Genomic DNA, 21,626 nt, shown 5'->3' on the forward strand with positions numbered 1-21,626 from the left:
CATGGCGCGCGCGAGACAAAAGGACGCGCTCGCCGAATACAAGGCCAAGCGCGATTTCGAGTCGACGCCCGAACCCGCGGGCGAGCGCGGAGAGACGGGCGGCAACCGCTTCATCGTGCAAAAGCATGATGCAACCCGGCTCCACTGGGACCTCAGGCTCGAACTGGGCGGGGTGCTCAAAAGCTGGGCGGTGACGAAAGGCCCATCGCTCGACCCGGCGACCAAGCGGCTGGCGGTGAGGACCGAGGACCACCCGCTGTCCTATGCGACGTTCGAGGGCACCATCCCCGGGGACCAGTATGGCGGCGGCACGGTGATGCTGTGGGACCGCGGGACATGGGCCACTGTGGAGGGCAAGAGCGCCCCCGACCTCGACAAGGGCCACCTCCATTTCCGTCTCGAGGGCCAACGGATGAAGGGCGAGTGGCTCCTCGTCCGGCTCAAGCCCAGGAAAAACGAGAAGCGCGAGAACTGGCTGCTGAGAAAGCTGGAGGACGATCATGCAGGCGAACCGGACGAGCTGGTCGAGCGCGAACTCACCAGCATCTCCACGGGCCGTACCATGGCCGAGATTGCGGCAGGCAAGGAAACGGCGCACGAGCGGGACGACAGCACCATCGCCCGGACAAAGCCCAAGTCCCTCAAACTGGGAAAACGGCGGAAAGCCGGCCCTCTCCCTGCGTTCCGCAAGCCGCAGCTCGCCACGCTCGTAGACGAGGTCCCGGCAGGCAATGCCTGGATGCACGAGATAAAATTCGACGGTTACCGCGCCCTCGTTGCCGCCAAGCGCGAGAATGTGCGCATCTACACCCGCTCGGGCAAGGATTGGACCGCCAAGTTCGCGCCGCTCGCCGAGGCCTTCGCAGACCTCGACCTGCCGCCATGCCTCATCGACGGCGAGATCGTGGCGAGCGATGCAAACGGCAATCCGGATTTCTCTACTCTGCAGGCCGCCCTCAAGCGCGGCCATGGCGAGCAAGGGCCGGACGACACGCTGGCCTATCATGCCTTCGACCTGATCGAGGCCGAGGGGGAAGATCTGACGGGCGAGCCCAATATCGAACGCAAGGAACGGCTCGAAGCGCTGCTCCGTCGCGCCGAGCCGCCGATCCACATCGCAGATCATCTCATCGGCGCGGGGGAGAAGCTGATGAAGACGATCTGCGATGCCGGGCAGGAAGGGATCATCTCCAAGCGGATCGCTGCGCCCTATCGCGCGTCGCGCAGCAAGGCCTGGGTGAAGGTGAAATGCACGCGGCGGCAGGAATTCGTCGTCATAGGCTGGAAGCCCTCGAAGGCGAAGGGCCGCCCGTTCTCGTCACTGCTGATGGCGCAACGCGAGAGCGGCGAACTCGTCCACAAGGGCAATGTCGGGACGGGCTTCGACGGCGACGATTTCGACGCGCTCATCACCAAGCTGAAACGACTTGAACGCAAGACCCCGCCCGCCGATGTCGACAAGGCGAGGGCACGCGGCGTGCGCTGGGTCACGCCGAAACTGGTCGCGGAAGTCGCGTTCGCCGAATTCACCGCCGATGGAAACATCCGCCATGGCAGCTATCTGGGCCTGCGCGAGGACAAGGATGCGCGGGAGGTGACACCCGAGATGCCCACCGCCGCGCCCGCCCGGCCCGAACCGATCGCTATCTCCAGCCGCGAGCGGGTGATCTTCCCCGGCTCGGGTGCGACCAAGGGCGACCTTTCCGACTATTACGAGGCCGTCGCCCCGATCATGCTGCCTTTCGCCGCATCGCGCCCGATCAGCCTCGTGCGCTGTCCGCAGGGACGGGCGAAGAAATGCTTCTTCCAGAAGCACGACACCGGCGGCTTCGGGGATGCGGTGCGCCATGTGCCGATCCGCGAAAAGGACGGCGGAAACGAGGACTATCTCTTCATCGAGGACGGGCGCGGTATCCTGCAATGCGTGCAGATGGGCACGATCGAATTTCACGGCTGGGGCTCGCGCACCGGCGATGTCGATCTGCCCGAACGGATGGTGTTCGACCTCGACCCGGATGAGGGGCTCGATTTCGAGGACGTGAAAAGCGCCGCGCGCGACATTCGCGACCGGCTCGCCGATCTCGGGCTTACCAGCTTCGCCATGCTCACGGGCGGCAAGGGCGTGCATGTCGTCGTCCCGCTGCTGACCGGCCATTCGTGGGAGGCGCACAAGGATTTCGCCCGTCGCTTCGCCGAGGCGCTGAGCCTCGCCCAGCCCGACCGCTTCACGGCGACGATGAGCAAGTCCAAGCGCAAGGGCAGGATCTTCATCGACTGGCTGCGCAACCAGCGCGGGAGCACGGCGGTACTCCCTTATTCGGCCCGCGCGCGGGAAGGGGCCCCCGTCGCCGCGCCGCTTGGCTGGTACGAATTGCGCGAGGCGAAGACGGCGCAGGCGTTCACGATCCCGGATTCGGACAGGCTGCTCGAACGCGCCCGCCGCAAGACGCTCGCGGGATGGGGCTTTGCCCGGCAGCGCCTGCCCGATCTTTAGGTCCTCTCACCGCTCTGAAGCGCGGCCGGAGCCGGTTCGGCGATGCGCAAGGGCATAAGATGCGCTCGGGCACGGAGAAGGGGTATTGTGCAACGGTGCGTGCATCTTGGCCGGCCCGATCAAAACCACCTTCCTCATCCCGCAGCGCCTGCCTCTCGAGCCGGACCAGGGCGGTCGCAAAACCTGACTTCGAGGCGGCGTCATGAGCAAAGAACCAGTCGAAAAGCTGCCCGGCTTCGCGGTGGTCACCGGTATGTCTTGGCGGATAGGCTTGGGGCTCGCCGGCTGGTCGCCGAAGGAAGCATGGAGCAGGCCGAGGCCGTCCTTGCGCGAGGCAAATACGGGGTCGACGTGCTGTTTGCCGCACAGCGCGAGCATCAACGGCCGAACCCTATCCCCATTCGTCCTGCCGCAAAGCCCCGGCCGGACTGACAAAGGTAAGCGCCGTGTAAGGGCCAGCCCCGCTATCGCGGGTGCGAAGGGAGGCCATCATGGCAATATACGAGGACCAAGCCGTCGCTCGCCGTTCCCAGCGGTTCGCCACCGGCGAAGAGATCTATTCCCTGAGGTTCGATACCACGGGCGGTAGAGTGCTACCCGATATCGAATTCAGCGCAAGCAAGGCCTACCAGGCACTGGTCATCGCACGGCGCGAAGGCGGCGGGCGCTCCGCCGAACTGTGGCGCGGCAGCACGAAGCTTTGCACGATCAGCGAGGTCGCCGGGAGCTTCTGGGTAATCCGTCCCTGCGCATCGGGCGCGAAAACGGTCGACGAAAGGCCGCGCTCGCTGGCCTCATGACGCCTTCGCCCCGACGAGTTCGGCAAGCCGTTCGATCAGCCGCTCCTGGTCGACCGGTTTTTCGAGCCGGGGCCGGTCGGACAGGTCGTCGGGGAAGATCGACACGTCGTAGCCGGTCAGGAAGAGGAACGGGACGCTCAATTCGCGCATCGAACGGGCCACCTCGAAGCTTGCACCATCGCCGAGATTGATGTCGAGCATGGCCGCGTCGATCCCGCCGGATCGCACCAGCTGCTCCACTTCCTGCGCACGAGCGGTCGGCCCGACCACTTCGGCCCCCGCACGGCCGAGCGCGAGCGCAATTTCGCGCGCCTGGAAGTATTCGTCCTCCACGATAAGCACGCGGCATCCCTCGAGCGGCCTTTTGCCGCCAGGATTGCCGAACGCCGGATCGGTCTTCATCGTTCGTGCCCCTTGTCACTGCCGGGTCCCGGTTCGAGAATGCTCGCTCCCGCCTTGAGGGGGAAGGCGATTTCCGCGAGCAGGCCGTCGGGTCGAACACAGATCGTGCCCTCACCCTTGAGCTCGTAAGGCACGCGGCCTTCGATGAGCTCGGTCCCGAAGCCGCGCCGGGACGGCTCGACCACCGGTTCCGGGCACTTCTCCTCCCACATGATTTCGAGCCATTCGCCGCTCTCGCGAAGGGTCACGAACCAGCGGATGGCCAGCCGTCCCTCGCTGCCGAGCGCGCCGTACTTGATCGAATTGGTCGCCAGTTCGTGGATCGCCAGCGTCAGCACCTCGGCCGCCTTGGCCGACAATTGTACGCTTGGCCCCGCCATGGCGAGCCGCTCGTCCTGTGCGACGCGGGCGAGCTCGTCGCGGATCAGGCTTTCAAGGTCGATCGCCGCCCCCGCCCGACGCGTCAGCATCACCTGAGTCCGTGCCATTGCATCGATCCGACCGGTGAGATGCGCGACGTAATCATCGACATCCTCGTAACCCTCGGCCGACTGCCGGATGATAGACCGAACCATCGCAAGCAGGTTGCGGACCCGGTGCTGCAATTCGGCGAGCAGCAACTTCTGGCGCTCCTGCAAGTCGACAATGTCCTCGACATCGGTCGAAGTGCCGAGCCATTCGACGATCTCCCCCCGTTCGAGAACGGGAGTCGCGCGGGTCTGAAACCAGCGATATTCCCCGTCCTGCGCGCGGCGAAAGCGCCAGCCGCCGTTCATCTCGCCGCCTGCCTTGGCATGTCTCCAGTCCCCAAGCGCCTCTTCACGGTCATCGGGATGTACCGCTTCGAGCCAGCCCTGGCCCACGCTTTGTTCGAGCGAGAGGCCGGTATATTCGGTCCATTGCGGGCTGACCCATTTACACTCGCCTTCGGAGGTCGCACTCCAGACGAGTTGCGGGATGCCCTCGACGAGTGTGCGGAAGCGCCGCTCGCTGTCCTCGACCGCCTTCTCCTGGCGCTTGCGCTCGGTAATGTCCCGCGCGATCCCGCCGATCCGCGTAAGCGTGCCGTCCGGCCCGAGGATCGGAAAGCCCTTGTCGCGGATATGGCGCACCTCGCCGTCGGGGCGCACGATGCGGTAATCGGTGGTAACGATATTGCCGCTGGCGCAGCCCGGCATCGCGGCCATCACCCGCTCGTAATCGGCAGGATGCAGGAACTGGCCCCATTTCGAGCGATCCTCGATCACGGTGCTGCACGGCACGCCCCATGTATCCTCGAAAGCGGGAGAGATGTACTCGAGCTGGCCGGTCTCGACATCGATGATCCAGATCACATCGGTCGAGGCATCGGCGAACTGGCGAAAGCGTTCCTCGCTCTTGCGCAGGGCGCGCTGGGTGATGGCCGGTTCGGTGACCTCCTCATAGACGGTCACGACCCCGATCGACTGGCCTTCGCCATTGCGCAGGATGGGGGTCGAATGAAGGTTGAAGACCGCATCGCGCGGCGCCCCGTCGCGGTCCAGCGCAGCGGGCAGGCTCTCCGCGGTGATCGGGCGCGCCTCGGCCATGACCTGTTCGAGACGCCGGCCCATCGCCTCCCAGATTTCCGGGAAGACATCGCGCGCCGGCCTGCCGAGTGCGTCGGGATGCTTGTTACCGAAGAGTTCGCAGGCCGGATCGTTGTAAAGCAGGAAAAGGTCCGGGCCGAGATACATGTTCATCGGCATCGGCGCGCCCAGCACCATCATCAGCACGGATCGCGCTTCACGGTCCCAGTCGGCGATCGGCCCGAGCGGGTGTCCTTCCCAGTCGAATTCGCGCACGCGCCGGGCCATGGTCGAATTACCCGGCGGCCACGCGGAAGGATCTTTCATTGCGCAAATATACGGGTCTCGTGCCCGACCTGAAGATAGTTCGGGTTGAACATCGCGACCTGTGCAAGCCTGTCATAGTCGCGAATGAAGAGACGCTTCGATTTCAATTCGACCAGTCCCTCACGCCGCAATTCCTGCATCGTACGATTGAGGTGAACCGATGTCACCCCGGTCGCATCGGCAAGATCGTTCTGGGTCAGCGGGCAATCGCATTCCATCTCGCAATCATCCCCGTGTGAACGCAGGCGCGTGAAGATTTCGAGGAACAGGTGGGCGAGCCGTTCAAACGCATTGCGCCGCCCGAGATTGAGCAGCCATTCGCGGTGTATTGCCGCGCCGACATGCGCGTGCCGGGCGAAAGCATCGGCAATGCCGGGCTCCTCGCGAACGAGACGCTCGAGAGCCTCGGGCGGGATCGTATGATAGGCAATCGGGGTGAGCGCTGCGACCGAATGGTCCATTTCCTGCATCGGCGGCAGGCCTGGATCGAAGAAATCGCCCGGCAGCAGCAGGCCGACGATCTGACGCCGACCATCGGGCAGATCCTTGAAACGGCAGGCCCAGCCCTGCGCCAGCAACCGCACTGCGCCCGGCTTGTCCCCCTCGCTGAGCGTAGTCTGGCGCGCGGGCACGCGCACCGGCGGTGCCTCGCGCAGCGTTCCAATCGCCGCGCGTTCTTCGGGCGAGAGTCTGCAATGGCGTTCGAGCGAGGAAAGCAGGGCTTTCATAGATCCTTCTCCCAATCCTTCACCGGATCGTCTGATGGCCCGCCGGGAAGGAGCGACCGACCAATTCGGACGCGGATCGACCGCGCCTTGCGACACCAAACCCGCTTACAGCGATGCCGGACCCGCCTATTGCATGGGCGCGACACGCAGCGGCGACCCGCCCACCTGCCACGTTCGACCGACCTCGAAAGGACCACGGCCCATCGTCCCGGCCCGCCATCCCCCCGCGCAACGCGCCCTCCATCGCGCGCGTCCCGTGTCGCTTAAGACATGAACGAAAAACCAAGGCTCGACAAACGCAAGGAACTTTCGCAAGCCTTGCGCATAGTATATCGCTGACACTCTTGAGGAGGGTCACAAACGGGGGAGGGGGCTTCGACCGAGGCAACGTCACAGGCGCAGGCACGACCTGCCACATCGGCAAGCGCGGCTCGCATTGCGGACCGCGCATCTTTCGCACGCATGCAATCCGCCTGCCGCGACGATCCGGGCGCATTTCACGGTGCCATCGCAAAACGACAGATTTGCTGGTTCGTCCCCGATGCGGGCGCAAGAGGGGCGTGGGCCTTCTTCGACGAAGCCGCGGGCCATTGGCGCGGATGGGAGGGGGCGAGCGGGGAGCCGCTGTCTTTCGACTGGCCCGAAAGCTTCGAGCCGTGGGACCGCGCCTTCAACGACGATGATGCGCCCAATTGGCGCTGGTTCGAAGGCGGGCTCACCAGCACCGCTTTCAACGAAGTCGACCGCCACGTTCTTGGCGGCCACGGCGAGGAAACGGCGCTGATCTACGAGGGCGACCGCTGGAACATGGCGAGCGATGGCGGGCGCGGGGGTCCAGTCGATTCGGAGACCGTCTCGCGCCGCAAGCTCCTGCTCGAAAGTGCGAAATGCGCGCTCGCTCTCAAGGCGCTGGGGGTGAAGCCGGGCGACCGGATCGCGCTCAACATGCCGAGCATTCCCGAACAGATCTTCTGGACCGAAGGGGCCAAGCGCATGGGTGTGATCTACACCCCGGTCTTCGGCGGATTCAGCGACAAGACCCTGTCCGACCGCATTGCCGATGCCGGTGCGCGGGTGATCGTTACCGCCGACGGTTCGTTCCGCAACGCCCAAATGGTGCCGTTCAAGCCCAATTACACCGACCCCGCACTCGACAATTTCATCGCCGTTCCGGTCGCGCTCGACCTGCTGGAGAAGACCCTGGCCGACGAGGACCTCGCCGTGTCGCAGGCGCAGGTCGAGCTTATCCGGCGCACGGTCGAGGACGTGCTCGAAGGCGAGGTCACGGTCGAACGCTCCGACGTGATGCGCGGCGTGGGCAAGGCGCTCACCGCGATCGGCGCGGGTGAGTTGGGCGGCGACTCGCTCACGCCGAAACAGGCCGCGCAGCTGCGCATCGCCATTGCCGAGGCGCTGGTCGCCTCGCCCGAAAGGGTCGATGCGGTGGTCGTCGTCAAACACACCGCCCAGCCGGACCTGCCGTGGAACGAGGGACGCGACCACTGGAGTCACGACCTGACGGACAAGGCGGGAGAGGAACTGCTCGCCGCTGCGCGAGGAGCGGGATTCGAGGTGGCCGACGAGGAAGCCCTGCTCGCGCTTTCCGATGCCGATCTCGTGCGCGCCATCTGGGCGGGATCGCCGGTCCTGCCGGTCGATGCCGAATATCCCAATTTCATCATCTACACCTCGGGCTCCACCGGAAAGCCAAAGGGCGTCGTCCATGTCCATGGCGGCTATGCCAGCGGGATAGCGGCAACCATGTCCGCCGCGTTCGGGGCCGAGCCGGGCGATGTGCTCTATGTCGTTGCCGATCCGGGCTGGATCACCGGCCAGAGCTACCAGATCGCCGCCGCGCTGCTGACGCGCGTGACCACGGTCATCACCGAAGGATCGCCCGTCTTTCCCCATTCGGGCCGCTTTGCCGCTACGATCGAGCGTTACGGCGTGACCGTCTTCAAGGCGGGCGTCACCTTCCTGAAATCGGTGATGCAGAATCCGGAAAACCTGAAGGACATCCAGCGCTACGACCTGTCCTCGCTCAAATGCGCGACCTTCTGCGCCGAGCCGGTCTCCCCGGCTGTACAGGCCTTCGCGATGGAACATGTGACCGAGCGTTACATCAATTCCTACTGGGCGACCGAACATGGCGGCATCGCCTGGACCCATTTCGCCGGTTCCGAAGGCTTCCCGCTCGAGCCCAATGCCCACACCTATCCGCTGCCCTGGATCATGGGCGATGTCTGGGTCGAGGACGCGGACGGCTCGTGCGAGAGCGAGACGACCGGCTATAAGCGCTCAGACGATGGCGGCGCGCCGTGGCGGCCCGCTGGACAGGGCGAGAAGGGCGAGATCGTCATTGCCCTGCCCTACCCCTACCTCACCCGTACGATCTGGGGCGATGTCGGGAATTTCGCCGTCGAGAAAACGGACGGCGTAGCCCGCGCGAACGTCGACTGGCGCGGCGACACGGCGCGCTATGGCGAAACCTACTGGAAACGCTGGCGCGGCACGTGGGCCTACACCCAAGGCGATTTCGCCATGCGCCATCCGGACGGATCTTTCTCGCTCCACGGGCGCTCGGACGACGTCATCAACGTTTCCGGCCACCGCATCGGGACCGAGGAGATCGAGGGCGCGATCCTGCGCGATAAGTCGCTGGATGCCGCTTCGCCCGTCGGCAACGTTATCGTGATCGGCGCGCCGCACAGCCAGAAGGGCGTGACTCCGGTGGCCTTCGTCACGCCCGTAGAGGGCCGCCGCCTGACGCAGGACGACCGCCGGCGCCTGACCGATCTCGTCCGAACCGAGAAGGGCGCGGTTGCCGTGCCTTCGGACTTCATCGAGCTTTCCGAATTTCCCGAAACCCGGTCGGGCAAATATGTCCGCCGCATGGTCCGCGCCGTGGTCGAGGATGCCGATGTCGGCGACGTCTCGACCCTGCGCAATCCCGAAAGCCTCGAAGAGCTGCGCCGCGCGGTGGAAGCGTGGAAGCGGCGGCAGGACTTGTCCGACAGCCAGTCGCTGTTCGAGCGTTATCGCTTCTTCACCGTCCAGTACAATCGCGTAGCTCCCGGCAAGCGCGTCGCCACGGTCACGGTCTCCAATCCGCCGGTCAACGCGCTCAACGAACGCGCATTGGACGAACTCGTGATCATCGCCGAACATCTCGCGCGCAAGGATGACGTGATCGCCTGCGTGTTCACGGGCGCGGGCACGGCAAGCTTCGTCGCGGGCGCGGACATCCGCCAGATGCTGGAGGAAGTGAACAGCGCCGAGGAAGCCAAGGCCCTGCCCGACAACGCGCAGCTCGCTTTCCACACGATCGAGACGATGGGCAAGCCGTGCATCGCCGCGATCCAGGGCGTGGCGCTCGGCGGCGGGATGGAATTCGCGCTCGCCTGCCATTACCGCGTCGCCGAACCGCGCGCGCGGTTCGGCCAGCCGGAGATCAACCTGCGCCTGCTGCCCGGCTATGGCGGGACGCAGCGCTTGCCGCGAATGCTCGCGGATCGGCGCGGCGAGGAAGGGCTGCGCGACTCGCTCGAGATGATCCTCGGCGGACGCGCGGTGGATGCGGAAAAGGCGCTGGCGCTGGGCGCGATCGACCGCCTTGTCGAGGACGCGGACGATGCCCTTTCCCGCGCCCACGCGATGATACGCGAATATGTCGCTTCACCGCAGGACAGCCTGCTGGGACAGGCCTTCGCCGCTCGCGAGAAGGCGACCGAGGCTTGGCGCAAACCTTCGGAGATCGATCTTGACGGGGTGCTTGCCGACGAATTCCTCCAGCTTATCCTACGCCAACTCGCCTGGGCCGGCCGCGACAAGGCCGGGGAGCGCGCGCTGGACGCGATCCGAGAGGGCTGGACGAATGGCATGGACGCCGGGCTCAAGCGCGAGGCCGAACGCTTTGCCGAGGCCATCATGGACCCCGAGGGCGGCAAGCGCGGCATCCAGCAATTCATGGACAAGCAGAGCCCGCCGCTTCCCGTTCGGCGCGACGGCGTGTGGGTCTATGACGAACACGAGAACCAAAAGGCCCGCCTGATCGAAAGCGGGGACCTGTTGCCGATGGGCGCGCCCTTCTATCCGGGTGTTACCGCGATCCCGCCCTACCAGCTCGCTTTCGGCATAGCGCGCGATCCCGACACCGGCGCACCGCGCTTCGGCCCGCCGGCTCAGCATGAGCGCGAACTGGTCGTAAAGACGCCCAAACCGCGCGCGAACGAGGCGCTGATCTACCTTCTCACCAGCGAGGTAAATTTCAACGACATCTGGGCGCTGACCGGCATCCCTGTATCGCCCTTCGATGCGCATGACGAGGACGTGCAGGTGACCGGCTCGGGCGGGCTCGCGCTGGTCGTGGGGCTCGGCAGCGAACTCAAGGACCAGGGCCGGCTCAATATCGGCGATCTCGTCGCGGTCTATTCGGGAACGAGCGACCTGCTTTCGCCGACCGCAGGCGAGGACCCGATGTATGCGGGCTTCTCGATCCAGGGCTACGAGACGAAAACCGGCAGCCACGCCCAGTTCCTGACCGTGCAGGGGCCGCAGCTTCACAAGCCGCCGTCCGACCTCACGCTCGAACAGGCGGGAGCCTACACCCTCAATCTGGGCACGGTGACGCGATGCCTGTTCACCACGCTGCAGATCACGCCGGGCAAGACCATCTTCGTCGAGGGGTCCGCCACCGGGACCGGGCTCGACGCGCTGAAATCCTCGATACGCACCGGGCTGGCTGCGACCGGGCTCGTATCCAGCGATGACCGCGCCGAATTCGTCAAGGGTCAGGGTGCGGTCGGTGCGATCAATCGCAAGGATCCCGCGATCGCCCATTGCTTCACACCGGTCCCCGACGATCCCGCAGAGGCGAAGGAATGGGAGAAACAGGGCGAGGCGCTGCTCGACCAGTACCGCGCGATCAATGACGGCAGGCTCGCCGATTTCGTCGTCAGCCATGCGGGCGAGCGCGCCTTTCCGCGCAGTTTCCAGCTATTGGCCGAAGGGGGACGCCTTGCCTTTTACGGCGCGTCCTCGGGCTATCATTTCAGCTTCATGGGCAAGAGCGGAGAAGTGCGCCCGGAGGAAATCATGGAGCGCGCCGGGCTTCGCGGCGGGGAATCCGTGCTGCTTTATTACGGGCCGCGCAGCCGCTCGCTCGCGGACGAGAAAGGCCTCGAAATGATCGAGGCCGCCCGCCTGTTCAAGGTGCGCATGGTGATCGTCACCACCACCGACGGGCAGCGCGAATTCCTGCAATCGCTGGGGCTCGAAGACGCGGTCGAAGGGATCGTCAGCATTGAGGGCCTCAAGCGCCGCGATGCCGATTTCGACTGGCCGGAAACAATGCCGCGCCTGCCCGATGCGCGCGAGGATATCGAGAACTTCAAGGCGGGCGTGCGCGCTTATCAGCAGAACACGCTCAAACCCTTTGGCACGGCGGTCGGCAAGCTGCTGCGCTCGCCAGGCAACCCGCGTGGCGTACCGGACCTGGTGATCGAACGCGCGGTGCAGGACACGCTCGGCGTATCGACCTCGCTGGTCAAGCCGTTCGGCGGGCGCGTCGTCTATGCCGAGGACATGAGTGGCAAGCGTTACACCTTCTACGCCCCGCAAGTCTGGACCCGCCAGCGGCGCATTTTCATGCCGACCGCCGAGATTTTCGGAACGCATCTGTGCAACGCGCATGAGGTGACGGTGATGAACGAGATGGTCGCCGCCGGCCTGCTCGACGTGACCGAGCCGACGCTGGTCGAGTGGGAGGGCCTGCCGGAAGCGCACCAGTCGATGTGGGACAACCGCCATTCGGGCGCGACCTATGTCGTCAACCATGCGCTGCCCGCAGCGGGGCTGCGGACGAAGAACGAACTGCTGGAATACTGGGCTGCCATGCAAGGCGCAGGCCCCAATAACGGAGAAAATGCGTGAGCAATACCGAGGGTGAGGGGAAAAAGGGCAGGCTCGCGAACCGGATCGCGCTGGTGACCGGCGCGGCCGGCAATCTCGGCAGCGAGATCTGCCGCGCCTTTGCCCGCGAAGGTGCGTTCGTCATCATGACCGGGCGAACCGAGGGACGGATCAAGGAGGCGAGAGAGAAGCTCATCGCCGATACCGGCGTCGCGCCGGAGCGGATCGACACCGGCGTGCTCGACGGGGCCGACCCGGATTCCATCCGTGCCGCCTTCAAGACGATCAAGGCCGATTACGGGCGGATCGACATCCTCGTCAACAATGCGGGCTCCGCCGGGCCGAAACAACCTCTCCATAACGTGCCCTTCACGCAGGAAGAGGCCGAGGCGGTCGGCGAAAGCGAAACCGCCTCCATCGCGATGCGCAACCTGCTTGGCGTCACCTGGAACCTCGCCCGGATCGCCGCGCCAATGATGCCTACAGGCGGGGCGATGGTGAACATCTCGACCATATTCAGTCACACGCGCTATTACGGGCGCACCGCCTATGTCGTGCCGAAGGCGGCGCTCAATGCGCTGTCCCGGCAGATCGCGCAGGAACTTGGTCCGCGCGGGATCCGGGTGAATACCGTCTTTCCCGGCCCCATCGAAAGCGACCGTATCCGCACCGTCTTTGCGGCGATGGACAAGGTCCAGAACCAGCCGGAAAACACGACCGCCGAGTATTTCACAGGGCGTATGGCCCTGACCCGGCCTGTGAATGGCAAGCTCGACGGCAAGCCGCTCCCCTCCCCGGCCGATATCGCCGGGGCCTGCCTGTTCCTTGCCAGCGAGGAGGCGGGCGGCGTTACCGGCGAGGAAGTGGACGTGACCCACGGCCTGTCGGCAACGCGCAATTCCTCCTCGACCTACATGACCCGGCCATCGATGCGGTCGCTTGACGGAGCGGGGCTTGCGATCTTCATCGCGGCGGGCGAGGAATGGGACGAGGCGCTCGAAAGCGCAAAGGTCCTGGTCGGCGCAGGCGCGAGGGTGCGTCTCGGCCTCGGACGCAATGCCGATGTCGCGCAGGCCAAGGCGCGGCTCAAGGCGCAGGGTATCGGCGAGGAACTGACCGTGACGCGCTTCGCCCGGTCGGAGCCGCACGCGATGGAAGAAGCGCTGGCCGCTTTCGAACAGGATGCAGGCGGCCCGATCACCGGCGCTATCGTCCTTCCGGTCAAGCCTGCAGGGCATTTCGCCGGGCCGCTGCTCAAGGCCGACGATGCGACGGTCGAGAAATTCATGGAATACGAACTGGTCGGCGCGATCGCGACCGCGCGGAGCCTTGCCCGCTACTGGCGGGCACATGCCGACCTGCCCTCGCCGCCGCGCTGCGTCTTCATGACCAATCCGGGCGACGGCGCGGGGAATTCCTTTGCCAGCGTGCTCTCCGCCGGGATCACGCAGCTGGTGCGGATCTGGCGCAACGAGGAGCGCGTCCAGGCCGACAATGGCGAAACCGGCCATGCCGTCTGGTCGAACCAGATCGTGCGCCATACCAATGCCGAAGCGGAGAATATCCGTTTCGCTGCGGGCCATGCCACCCGCGTCCTCTTCCGCGAACAACGCATCGCCGAGATCGACCTCAAGCTGCCGGCGAGCATTGCCGAGGAAACCGGCGCGGGCAAGGCAATGGTCGGCTTTGCCGAGAACATCACGGGCCTCCATCTCGGCAAGGTCGCGTTCATCACCGGCGGGTCGGCGGGGATCGGCGGACAGGTCGCACGCCTCCTTGCGCTGGCGGGCGCGAAAGTGATGATGGTCGCCCGGCGCGAAAGCGAGCTGGTCGCCGCGCGCGAGCGGATCGTGGGCGAGTTGCAGGACATCGGCTTTGCCGGGGTCGAACGGCGGGTGAAGATCATGGCCGATGTCGATGTCAGCGACTTCGCCTCGCTGGACAAGGCGATCGACGCGACGCTCGAGGAATTCGGGCGCATCGATTACCTCATCAACAATGCCGGCGTGGCTGGCGCGGAAGACATGGTGGTCGACATGGAGCCTGATGCCTGGCGCTTCACGCTCGATGCGAACCTGATCTCGAATTACCACCTGATGAGCCGGGTCGTCCCGCTGATGAAGGAGCAGGGTTCGGGCTACGTACTCAACGTCTCCTCCTATTTCGGTGGGGAGAAATTCCTCGCGGTCGCCTATCCCAACCGGGCCGATTATGGCCTTTCGAAAGCCGGGCAGCGCGCCATGGTGGAGAATTTCTCCGCCTATCTCGGTCCCGAAGTGCAATTCAACGCGATCGCCCCAGGGCCCGTGGACGGGGATCGCCTGTCGGGCACGGGCGGCAAGCCGGGACTGTTCCAGCGCCGGGCGAAACTCATTCTCGAGAACAAGCGCCTCAATGCGGTCTATGAAGCGGTGATCGAAGCGATCCGCAACGGCGCGGAAGCCGACAAGATCCTCACCCGCCTGTCGCGCAATTCGACCAGCACTCTAAGCCACGATGCCGAGGCGCCCGAAAGCCTGCGCAAGCTCGCGCTTGAATTCGCCGCCCAGGGCGACGGGCTGTGCAGCTGGGACCAGTACCTGCTCACCGAAGGCATGGCGCAGCGCCTGCTGGTGCGCCTGCAGCTGGGTGGCATGCTGTTCGGGTCGAACGAATGGACCCAGTTTACCGAGCCCGGCGGTGCGACCTGGCTAAAGCTGGTCCCGCCCGGCGATCTGCCGTTCCTGCCGCAAGCGCAGGTCGACAAGGTCGCCGAAGGCGTCGGCAGGGGCGTAACCTCGCAGCTCCATCTCGGCGCCATGCCGACCGAGGCCGAAGTCGCGCAGGCGACCGTCTTTTTCCTCGCCGACCGGGCGGTATCGGGCGAGACCTTCATGCCCTCGGGCGGCCTCAGAGTGGAACGCTCGAACACCGAGCGCGAAATGTTTGGCAGCCCCAAGCCCGAGCGGATCGAGCAGATGGCGGGCAAGACCGTCTGGATCATGGGCGGGCACCTTGCCGATTACGTCGCAGAGACGATCCGGGTGATGGTCGAGGACTGCAAGGTCGCGCATTGCGTGCTCGTCACGGGCAATGCCGCGCGCGAGAAAGCCGTTCGCGAGCTGCTTGCGCAGGACATCGGCGATGATGTGCTCCATGTCCTTGTCGCGGGCGATGCGATCGAGGAGGCGATGGACGAGGCGCTGGCGAACTGGGGTCGCCCGACCACGGTTGTCTCGATGCCGCCCGAACCGCTTCCCGAGACGCTGCTCCAGCGCGGCAAGGTCCTGCCGACCGATACCTTCGCGAAGATGATCGAGCACCAGGTCACCCGCCATTACCGCATCGCGCGCAAGGCCTCGCTCTACGACCATTGCCAGGTCGTGCTGGTCTCGCCCGACGTACCCTATGGCAGCGACGGGGCCGATTTTGCCTTCGCCAATTTCGTCAAGACGAGCCTGCACGCCTTCACCGCCACGCTCGCGGTGGAGAACGAGCGGCTGGTCCATGACGTGCCGGTCAACCAGATCAACCTGACCCGCCGCGTGCGCAGCGAGGAACCGCGCGACGAGGACGAACATGCCGAGGAACTGAAGCGCTTCACCCGAGCGGTGCTGCTGGTCGGCGCGCCGTTGCCCGATGCGCAGGATTCGCGCTATCGCGCGCGGATCTATCGCGGCACCTCGATGACAGTCTGAGGGGACACCCTTATCGTTCATCGGTGAAAATCGTCGCTTGGCCGAGGCGGCGCACTTTGGTGCTTTACAACGGCAATACACCCGCTAGCCTCCCGTGTTATCAGGAGGAATCGGATCCATGCTCGAACTGGGCGGTGTCAGCCACGTCTATCCCAACGCGACCCGGGCGCTGGACAATGTGACCCTTTCCATCCCCAAGGGAATGTTCGGCCTTCTAGGCCCCAATGGCGCGGGCAAGTCCACGCTGATGCGCACGATAGCGACCCTGCAGACACCGAGTTCGGGCAGCATCCTATTCGACGGGATCGACGTGCTCGCCCAGCCCGAGGAACTGCGCAAGCGGCTTGGCTACCTGCCGCAGGATTTCGGAGTCTATCCACGGGTGTCGGCCTATGACATGCTCGATCACATGGCGGTGCTAAAAGGCATCGCAAACAGGGGCGAGCGCCGGGACACGGTCGAAACGCTGCTGGCGCAGGTCAATCTGTGGAATGTGCGCAGCAAGGCGATCGCCGGCTTTTCCGGCGGAATGCGGCAGCGTTTCGGCATCGCGCAGGCGCTGATCGGCAATCCCGATCTCATCATCGTCGACGAACCGACAGCCGGTCTCGACCCGGAAGAGCGCAACCGTTTTCTCAACCTTCTCGCCGAGATCGGCGAAAATGTCGTCGTGATCCTTTCAACCCATATCGTCGAGGACGTCGCCGACCTGTGCCCGCTCATGGCGGTGCTGGTGGGCGGCGCGATCCGGCTGGAAGGGGCACCCAAGGACCTCATCGACACAGCACGCGGCACGATCTGGGCCAAGACCATCGAGCGCGCCGAATTGCCCGCCTACCGCAAGATGTACGAAGTCATCTCGACCCGCCTTTTCGCGGGCCGCACCATCATCCACATCCTTTCGCCGACGGATCCGGGCGACGGGTTCGAGCAGGCACCGGGCGGGCTTGAGGACGTCTATTTCTCGACCCTCGCAGCCACTCGCCGCGACGCGCCCGCCGAGGCGGCGGCCTGAGGAGAAGCGCCCGTGTTCGGCAAGATCGCGCTGTTCGAACTGCGCTACCAGCTGCGCAATCCCGTTTTCTTGGCGGCGCTCGCCATCTTCTTCCTGCTGACTTTCGGTGCGACCGCTTCGGAGGACATCCAGATCGGCAGCGGCGGCAACGTGAACGTCAATGCGCCGGTTGCGATCGTCGAAACCCAGCTGGTGCTCACGCTGTTCTACATGTTCGTGACCACCGCTTTCGTCGCCAATGTCGTGGTGCGCGACGATGAAAGCGGTTTCGGCTCGATCGTGCGCGCGACGCGAGTCACGAAATTTGCCTATCTCATCGGACGGTTTACCGGCGCGACGGGCGCGGCGCTGCTGGCTTTCCTGGTCGTCCCGCTCGCAATTGCCATCGGCTCGCTCATGCCGTGGATCGATCCCGAGACGATCGGGCCGAATCGCCTTTCCTGGTATGCGGCCGGCTACGCGTTCTACGCCGTGCCGACAGTGTTCCTGACATGCGCGCTGTTCTTCGCGGTGGCGACGATGACGCGGTCCATGCTCTATTCCTATGTCGCGGTCGTCGGCTTTCTGGTCCTCTACCTCTTCTACGGCGTGCTCGTCTCGGCTGAGCCCGATTATCGCGAGATCGCCGCACTCACCGACCCGCTCGGTTTCGGGGGCTTCGCATACGAGACGCGTTACTGGACCGCGGCCGAACGGAACACGCAGATGCCGCCGCTGACGGGCCTCATCCTTGCCAATCGCGCGCTTGCTCTCGGGCTCGCGCTGCTGGCCCTGGCGGTAGCCTACTGGCGCTTCACCTTCGCCGAACGCGGGATCTCCGCGCGCAAGGCGAGGAAACTGGCCCGCAAGGCGGAAAAAGCCGCGGCGACAAAGCCTCGCACGGTCACCGTCCTGCCCCCGACCCGGCCCGGCAGGGCAGCGCTGGCCCGCCTCACCAAGACCACGCGGTTCGAGATCGGGCAGGTCGTGCGCAGCCCGGCCTTCATCGTGCTGCTGGCGCTCGGCCTGTTCAATTCGGTCGCCGCGCTCGCTTTCGGGGGCGATCTCTACGGCACTCCGCCGATTCCGGCGACCTTCGCGATTATCCCGCAGCTCGAAGGAGCGTTTACGCTCTTCGCGCTGATCATCGCGATCTATTACGGCGGCGAACTTGTCTGGCGCGACCGCGATCGTAAGTTTCACGAGGTGGTCGACGCGACCTCGCTCCCGGGCTGGGCCTACATGGTGCCCAAGACAATCGCGGTCGCGCTCGTCCTGTTCGCCGTCCTCCTGGTATCGGTCGCGGGAGCGGTCGCGGTGCAGGCGGCGAACGGCCATTTCAAGTTCGAGCTCGGCAAGTATCTCGCCTGGTATGTCGCTCCCACCACCGCCGACATGCTCCTTATCGCGGTGCTCTCGGTCTTCGTCCAGGCGCTGAGTCCCAACAAATATGTCGGTTGGGGCATCATGACGCTTTATCTCGTCGCCGGCATCACCCTGGCCAATATCGGGTACGACCATCCGCTTATCCTTTACGGACGGACCGGTTTCAGCCCCCTTTCGGACATGAACGGCGCGGCCGTCGGCGGCGCGCTCGGTTGGTGGCTGCGACTTTACTGGGGCGGTTTCGCAGTGCTGCTCGCGGTGATCGCGCATCTGCTCTGGCGGCGCGGAACCGAAACCCGGCTCGCCCCGCGCATACGCCGGTTGCCGCGCCGGGCGGCGTCGGCAGCGGGCGCGCTCGGGCTGGCCGGGCTGCTGACGGCGGGGGCGAGCGGGGCCTTCCTCTACAACCAGATGAATGTTCAAAACGAATACGCCAGCCGCGAGGACGGCGAGGCACGGCTTGCCGAATACGAGAAGAAATACCTGCAATACGAGACGCTCAAGCAGCCCTCGCTGACCGACGTCACGCTGGCGATCGACATCTTCCCCGAGGAGCGGCGGATGGAAGCGCGCGGCAACTACACGATGGTCAACGACACCGGCGCACCCGTCGAGACGCTTCATGTGCGCCTGCCCGACGAGGAGACGAAGCTGCTCGAGGCCGAGGTGCCCGGCGCCGTGCTAGAAAGCGACGACGTGCGCTTCCAGCACCGCATCTACCGCTTCGAGACGCCGCTCGCGCCGGGCGAAGAGGCACGCCTCACCTTCACCAGCCGCCGTTGGCACAAGGCGCTCTCGACCACCGGCTACGGCACGCGCCTCGTTAAGAACGGGACCTTCCTTAACAACGGCGAATTCGCGCCGATGCTGGGCATGAGCCGACAGGGCCTGCTTTCCGACCGCGCGACGCGGCGGCGCTACGGGCTGGAGCCCGAACTGCGCCCCGCCGCCCTAGAGGACGAGAGCGCGCGCGAGCGCAATTATGTCGGCGATGCCGACTGGGTGATGTCGGACATCACGATTTCGACCGCCGCCGACCAAGTGCCGATCGCGCCGGGGAGGAAAGTCTCGGACAAGGTCGAGGGGGACCGCCGCACCGCCCGCTTCCGTTCGACCGCGCCGATCCTCGCCTTCTTCTCAATCCAGTCGGCAGACTACGAGATCGCCGCGCGCGACATTCCCGAATTCGGCGAGAGCGGTCTCAGGCTCGAGGTCTATCACGACCCGCAGCACCCCTATAACGTCCAGCGGATGCTCGATGCGATGGAGGCTTCGCTCGGCTATTACGCGGCCAATTTCGGACCCTATCAGTTCGACCACGCCCGGATCATCGAGTTTCCCGGTTATGCCAGCTTCGCCCAGGCCTTTGCCGGCACGATGCCGTGGTCGGAGCGGATGGGGTTCATCGCCAATCTCGCCGATCCTGGGGAGATCGATTACGTCACCTATATCGCGGCGCACGAAATGGCGCATCAATACTGGGCACACCAATTGATCAGCGCCGACCAGCAGGGTGGCACGATGCTGGTCGAGACGCTGGCGCAATATTCCGCGCTCATGGTGATGAAGGACCTCTATGGCGAGGACCAGATGCGCCGCTTCCTCAAATACGAGCTCGACAATTACCTTGGCTCGCGCGGCAGCGAGGCGATCGAGGAACTGCCGCTCGAACGGGTCGAGAACCAGGGCTACATCCATTATCGCAAGGGTTCGGTGGTGATGTACCTGCTGCAGGACCGGCTCGGCGAGGACCGGGTCAACGCGATGCTCGCCGGGCTGCTCGATCGTTATCGGTTCAAGAGCCAGCCCTATGCAAGCTCGAGGGATCTCGTCGAAGGGTTCCACTCGCTTGCCCGCAATGGCGAGGAACGCGGCCTGGTGCGCGATCTCCTGCAACGGATCACCCTCTACGATCTCAAGGCCGAGGAGGCGGTCGTGCGCGAACTGGATGACGGGCGCTTCGAAACGGTGCTCACGATAAAGGCGACGAAATTCTACGCCGATGGAGAGGGGCGCGAAATCGAGGCTCCGCTTGCGGACCGGATCGAGTTCGGCCTGTTCACGGAGCGCCCCGGCAATGGCGCCTTCGCGCGCGAGAACGTCATCGCGATGGAGCGCCGGCCGATCCGTTCGGGCCGCCAGAAACTGCGCATTGTCACCGACCGCCCGCCCGAATGGGTCGGGATCGACCCGTACAACAAATATGTCGACCGCAATTCGGACGACAACCTCGTCGCACCGGGATGATCTCCCGCTCGTCGTCGTGGGCAAGGACGTGCTCCCGGCGGTGGACAACGAAAGCGCCGCGCCCCCGGAACACGCTCGACAAAACGCGCCGCTTTGACCAGTGGCTCTTGCATGAAGTCCGTCTCGTACATGCGGTTTCCGGCTTGGCCCTATCTCGCATGGCCATGCGCGGCGCTGGCGGGGCTGGTGGTCCCGGCCCTTGCCATCCTGCTGCTCGCGGATGCCGCCGCTCCGCTGGCCTCGGCCGGCGGACCGATTTTCGCGGTCGGCCTGATGGGTTCGGGAATGATCGGAGCGGCCGCAGGAGGGAGCTTGCGATTTGGCGTGTTTCTTGCCCTGGCAACCGGCGCAGGTCTCATTATCCTCTCGCTCGCGCTCGGCATGTCGCCCCCATCGTATGCGGCATCAATCGGGCTGGCGTTCGTCACCGCCGCGATCAGCTTTGCCGCAAGAGGAGCCCTATTCGCCCGCAGCGCTTCCGAAAAGGGCTGGATCATCGCGCTGGGGGTGGTCGGCGGCGAGGCGGCTGTCGTGGCGACCGCCTTTGCGGCACCGGGTGCCTTGCCCGACTGGCTGCTGGCGCTGCTGCCCGCGCAGTGGGCCAGCACGGCTATCCAGACGGCGCTGGCCGGAACCGGTATGCGCGCGGCGATCCGGCCCCTGGTGGCGCTCGCCGGAACCGCGGCGGCGACGCTTCTTGTGTCTTCGCTATGGCCGCGCCGCTGGCCCTATCTCGTGATGTTCACCACCTGGATCGGGGTCTCGGCGCTGGTCCTGTATGGGGCCTGACCCCGGGGCCTGGAAACATGCCGCGCGCCGCAAAGCGTCATCGCAAAGCCGCAAGGCGGAAGAAACAATCGCAGTGAATAAACAGGCAAAAACCGCGCTTGTTGACGAAGGCGGGCGGCAATCGGAGCGGTACATTGAAAGCTCGAATTCCATAACTTCGATCAGGGCCAGATCTTTGCTATCGGCTCCCGAAACGCTCTCAACTCGGACGTTTCCCTGCGTCATGACGATGGCAAGGACGCTCGCACGCGATAAAGGGGCGTGGCTGCGGTCGGGCATGGTGGGCCCGGGGGCGCGCAGATAGCAGTTTGAAATCAGAAGGGGC

10 protein-coding genes are annotated in these 21,626 nt (G+C 65.2%); 7 read left to right on the forward strand and 3 right to left on the reverse strand.

From position 1 onward, the window contains the following. Window position 1 precedes the first annotated feature (1 nt). Together ligD and RIB52_RS01140 are read left to right on the forward strand one after the other, a co-directional pair. Window positions 2-2,494, forward strand: a complete 2,493-nt coding sequence (gene ligD / locus RIB52_RS01135; protein ID WP_350172055.1) for a DNA ligase D — start codon at window positions 2-4, stop codon at window positions 2,492-2,494. Window positions 2,495-2,985: 491 nt separating this feature from the next. Beyond that, a complete protein-coding gene (locus RIB52_RS01140) occupies window positions 2,986-3,294 on the forward strand; it encodes a hypothetical protein (RefSeq protein WP_350172057.1) in 309 nt (102 codons plus the stop codon). Here the strand turns inward: RIB52_RS01140 and RIB52_RS01145 are convergent. From RIB52_RS01145 to RIB52_RS01155, 3 genes are read right to left on the reverse strand one after another with little or no spacing between them, the layout of a single operon-like run. Then, window positions 3,289-3,696, reverse strand: coding sequence for a response regulator (locus RIB52_RS01145; RefSeq protein ID WP_350172059.1), 408 nt, complete (start codon window positions 3,694-3,696; stop codon window positions 3,289-3,291). The two genes, RIB52_RS01140 and RIB52_RS01145, sit on opposite strands and share 6 nt — an antisense overlap. After that, window positions 3,693-5,570: a PAS domain S-box protein gene (locus tag RIB52_RS01150; RefSeq protein ID WP_350172061.1), complete on the reverse strand. Its 1,878-nt coding sequence runs from the start codon at window positions 5,568-5,570 to the stop codon at window positions 3,693-3,695. The genes RIB52_RS01145 and RIB52_RS01150 overlap by 4 nt, the downstream gene beginning before the upstream one ends. Further along, the gene (locus tag RIB52_RS01155; RefSeq protein WP_350172063.1) at window positions 5,567-6,298 is read right to left on the reverse strand and encodes a Crp/Fnr family transcriptional regulator; all 732 of its coding nucleotides are present in this window, start codon (window positions 6,296-6,298) and stop codon (window positions 5,567-5,569) included. The genes RIB52_RS01150 and RIB52_RS01155 overlap by 4 nt, the downstream gene beginning before the upstream one ends. 462 nt (window positions 6,299-6,760) lie before the next feature. On the opposite strand from RIB52_RS01155, the gene RIB52_RS01160 reads away from it, so the two are divergent. The 5 genes from RIB52_RS01160 (at window position 6,761) to RIB52_RS01180 (ending at window position 21,301) form a co-directional block, all read left to right on the forward strand. Further along, window positions 6,761-12,229 (forward strand): AMP-binding protein, encoded by a 5,469-nt coding sequence (locus RIB52_RS01160; protein WP_350172065.1) that lies wholly within the window; start codon window positions 6,761-6,763, stop codon window positions 12,227-12,229. Next, entirely contained in the window at window positions 12,226-15,885 is a 3,660-nt protein-coding gene (locus RIB52_RS01165; protein ID WP_350172067.1) for an SDR family NAD(P)-dependent oxidoreductase, read from the forward strand. Before RIB52_RS01160 ends, RIB52_RS01165 begins: the two co-directional genes overlap by 4 nt. 118 nt (window positions 15,886-16,003) lie before the next feature. Beyond that, on the forward strand, window positions 16,004-16,900 hold the full coding sequence (locus tag RIB52_RS01170) for an ABC transporter ATP-binding protein (RefSeq protein WP_350172069.1): 897 nt from the start codon (window positions 16,004-16,006) through the stop codon (window positions 16,898-16,900). 12 nt (window positions 16,901-16,912) lie between these two features. After that, complete coding sequence (locus RIB52_RS01175) at window positions 16,913-20,512, forward strand: ABC transporter permease/M1 family aminopeptidase (protein WP_350172071.1); 3,600 nt, start codon at window positions 16,913-16,915, stop codon at window positions 20,510-20,512. A 111-nt stretch (window positions 20,513-20,623) separates the two neighbouring features. Next, window positions 20,624-21,301 carry a hypothetical protein gene (locus RIB52_RS01180; protein WP_350172073.1) on the forward strand — a complete coding sequence of 226 codons (678 nt, stop codon included), beginning with the start codon at window positions 20,624-20,626 and terminating at the stop codon, window positions 21,299-21,301. The last annotated feature ends 325 nt before the right edge of the window (window positions 21,302-21,626 follow it).

Source organism: Erythrobacter sp., from assembly GCF_040217515.1.
Classification (GTDB): domain Bacteria; phylum Pseudomonadota; class Alphaproteobacteria; order Sphingomonadales; family Sphingomonadaceae; genus Erythrobacter.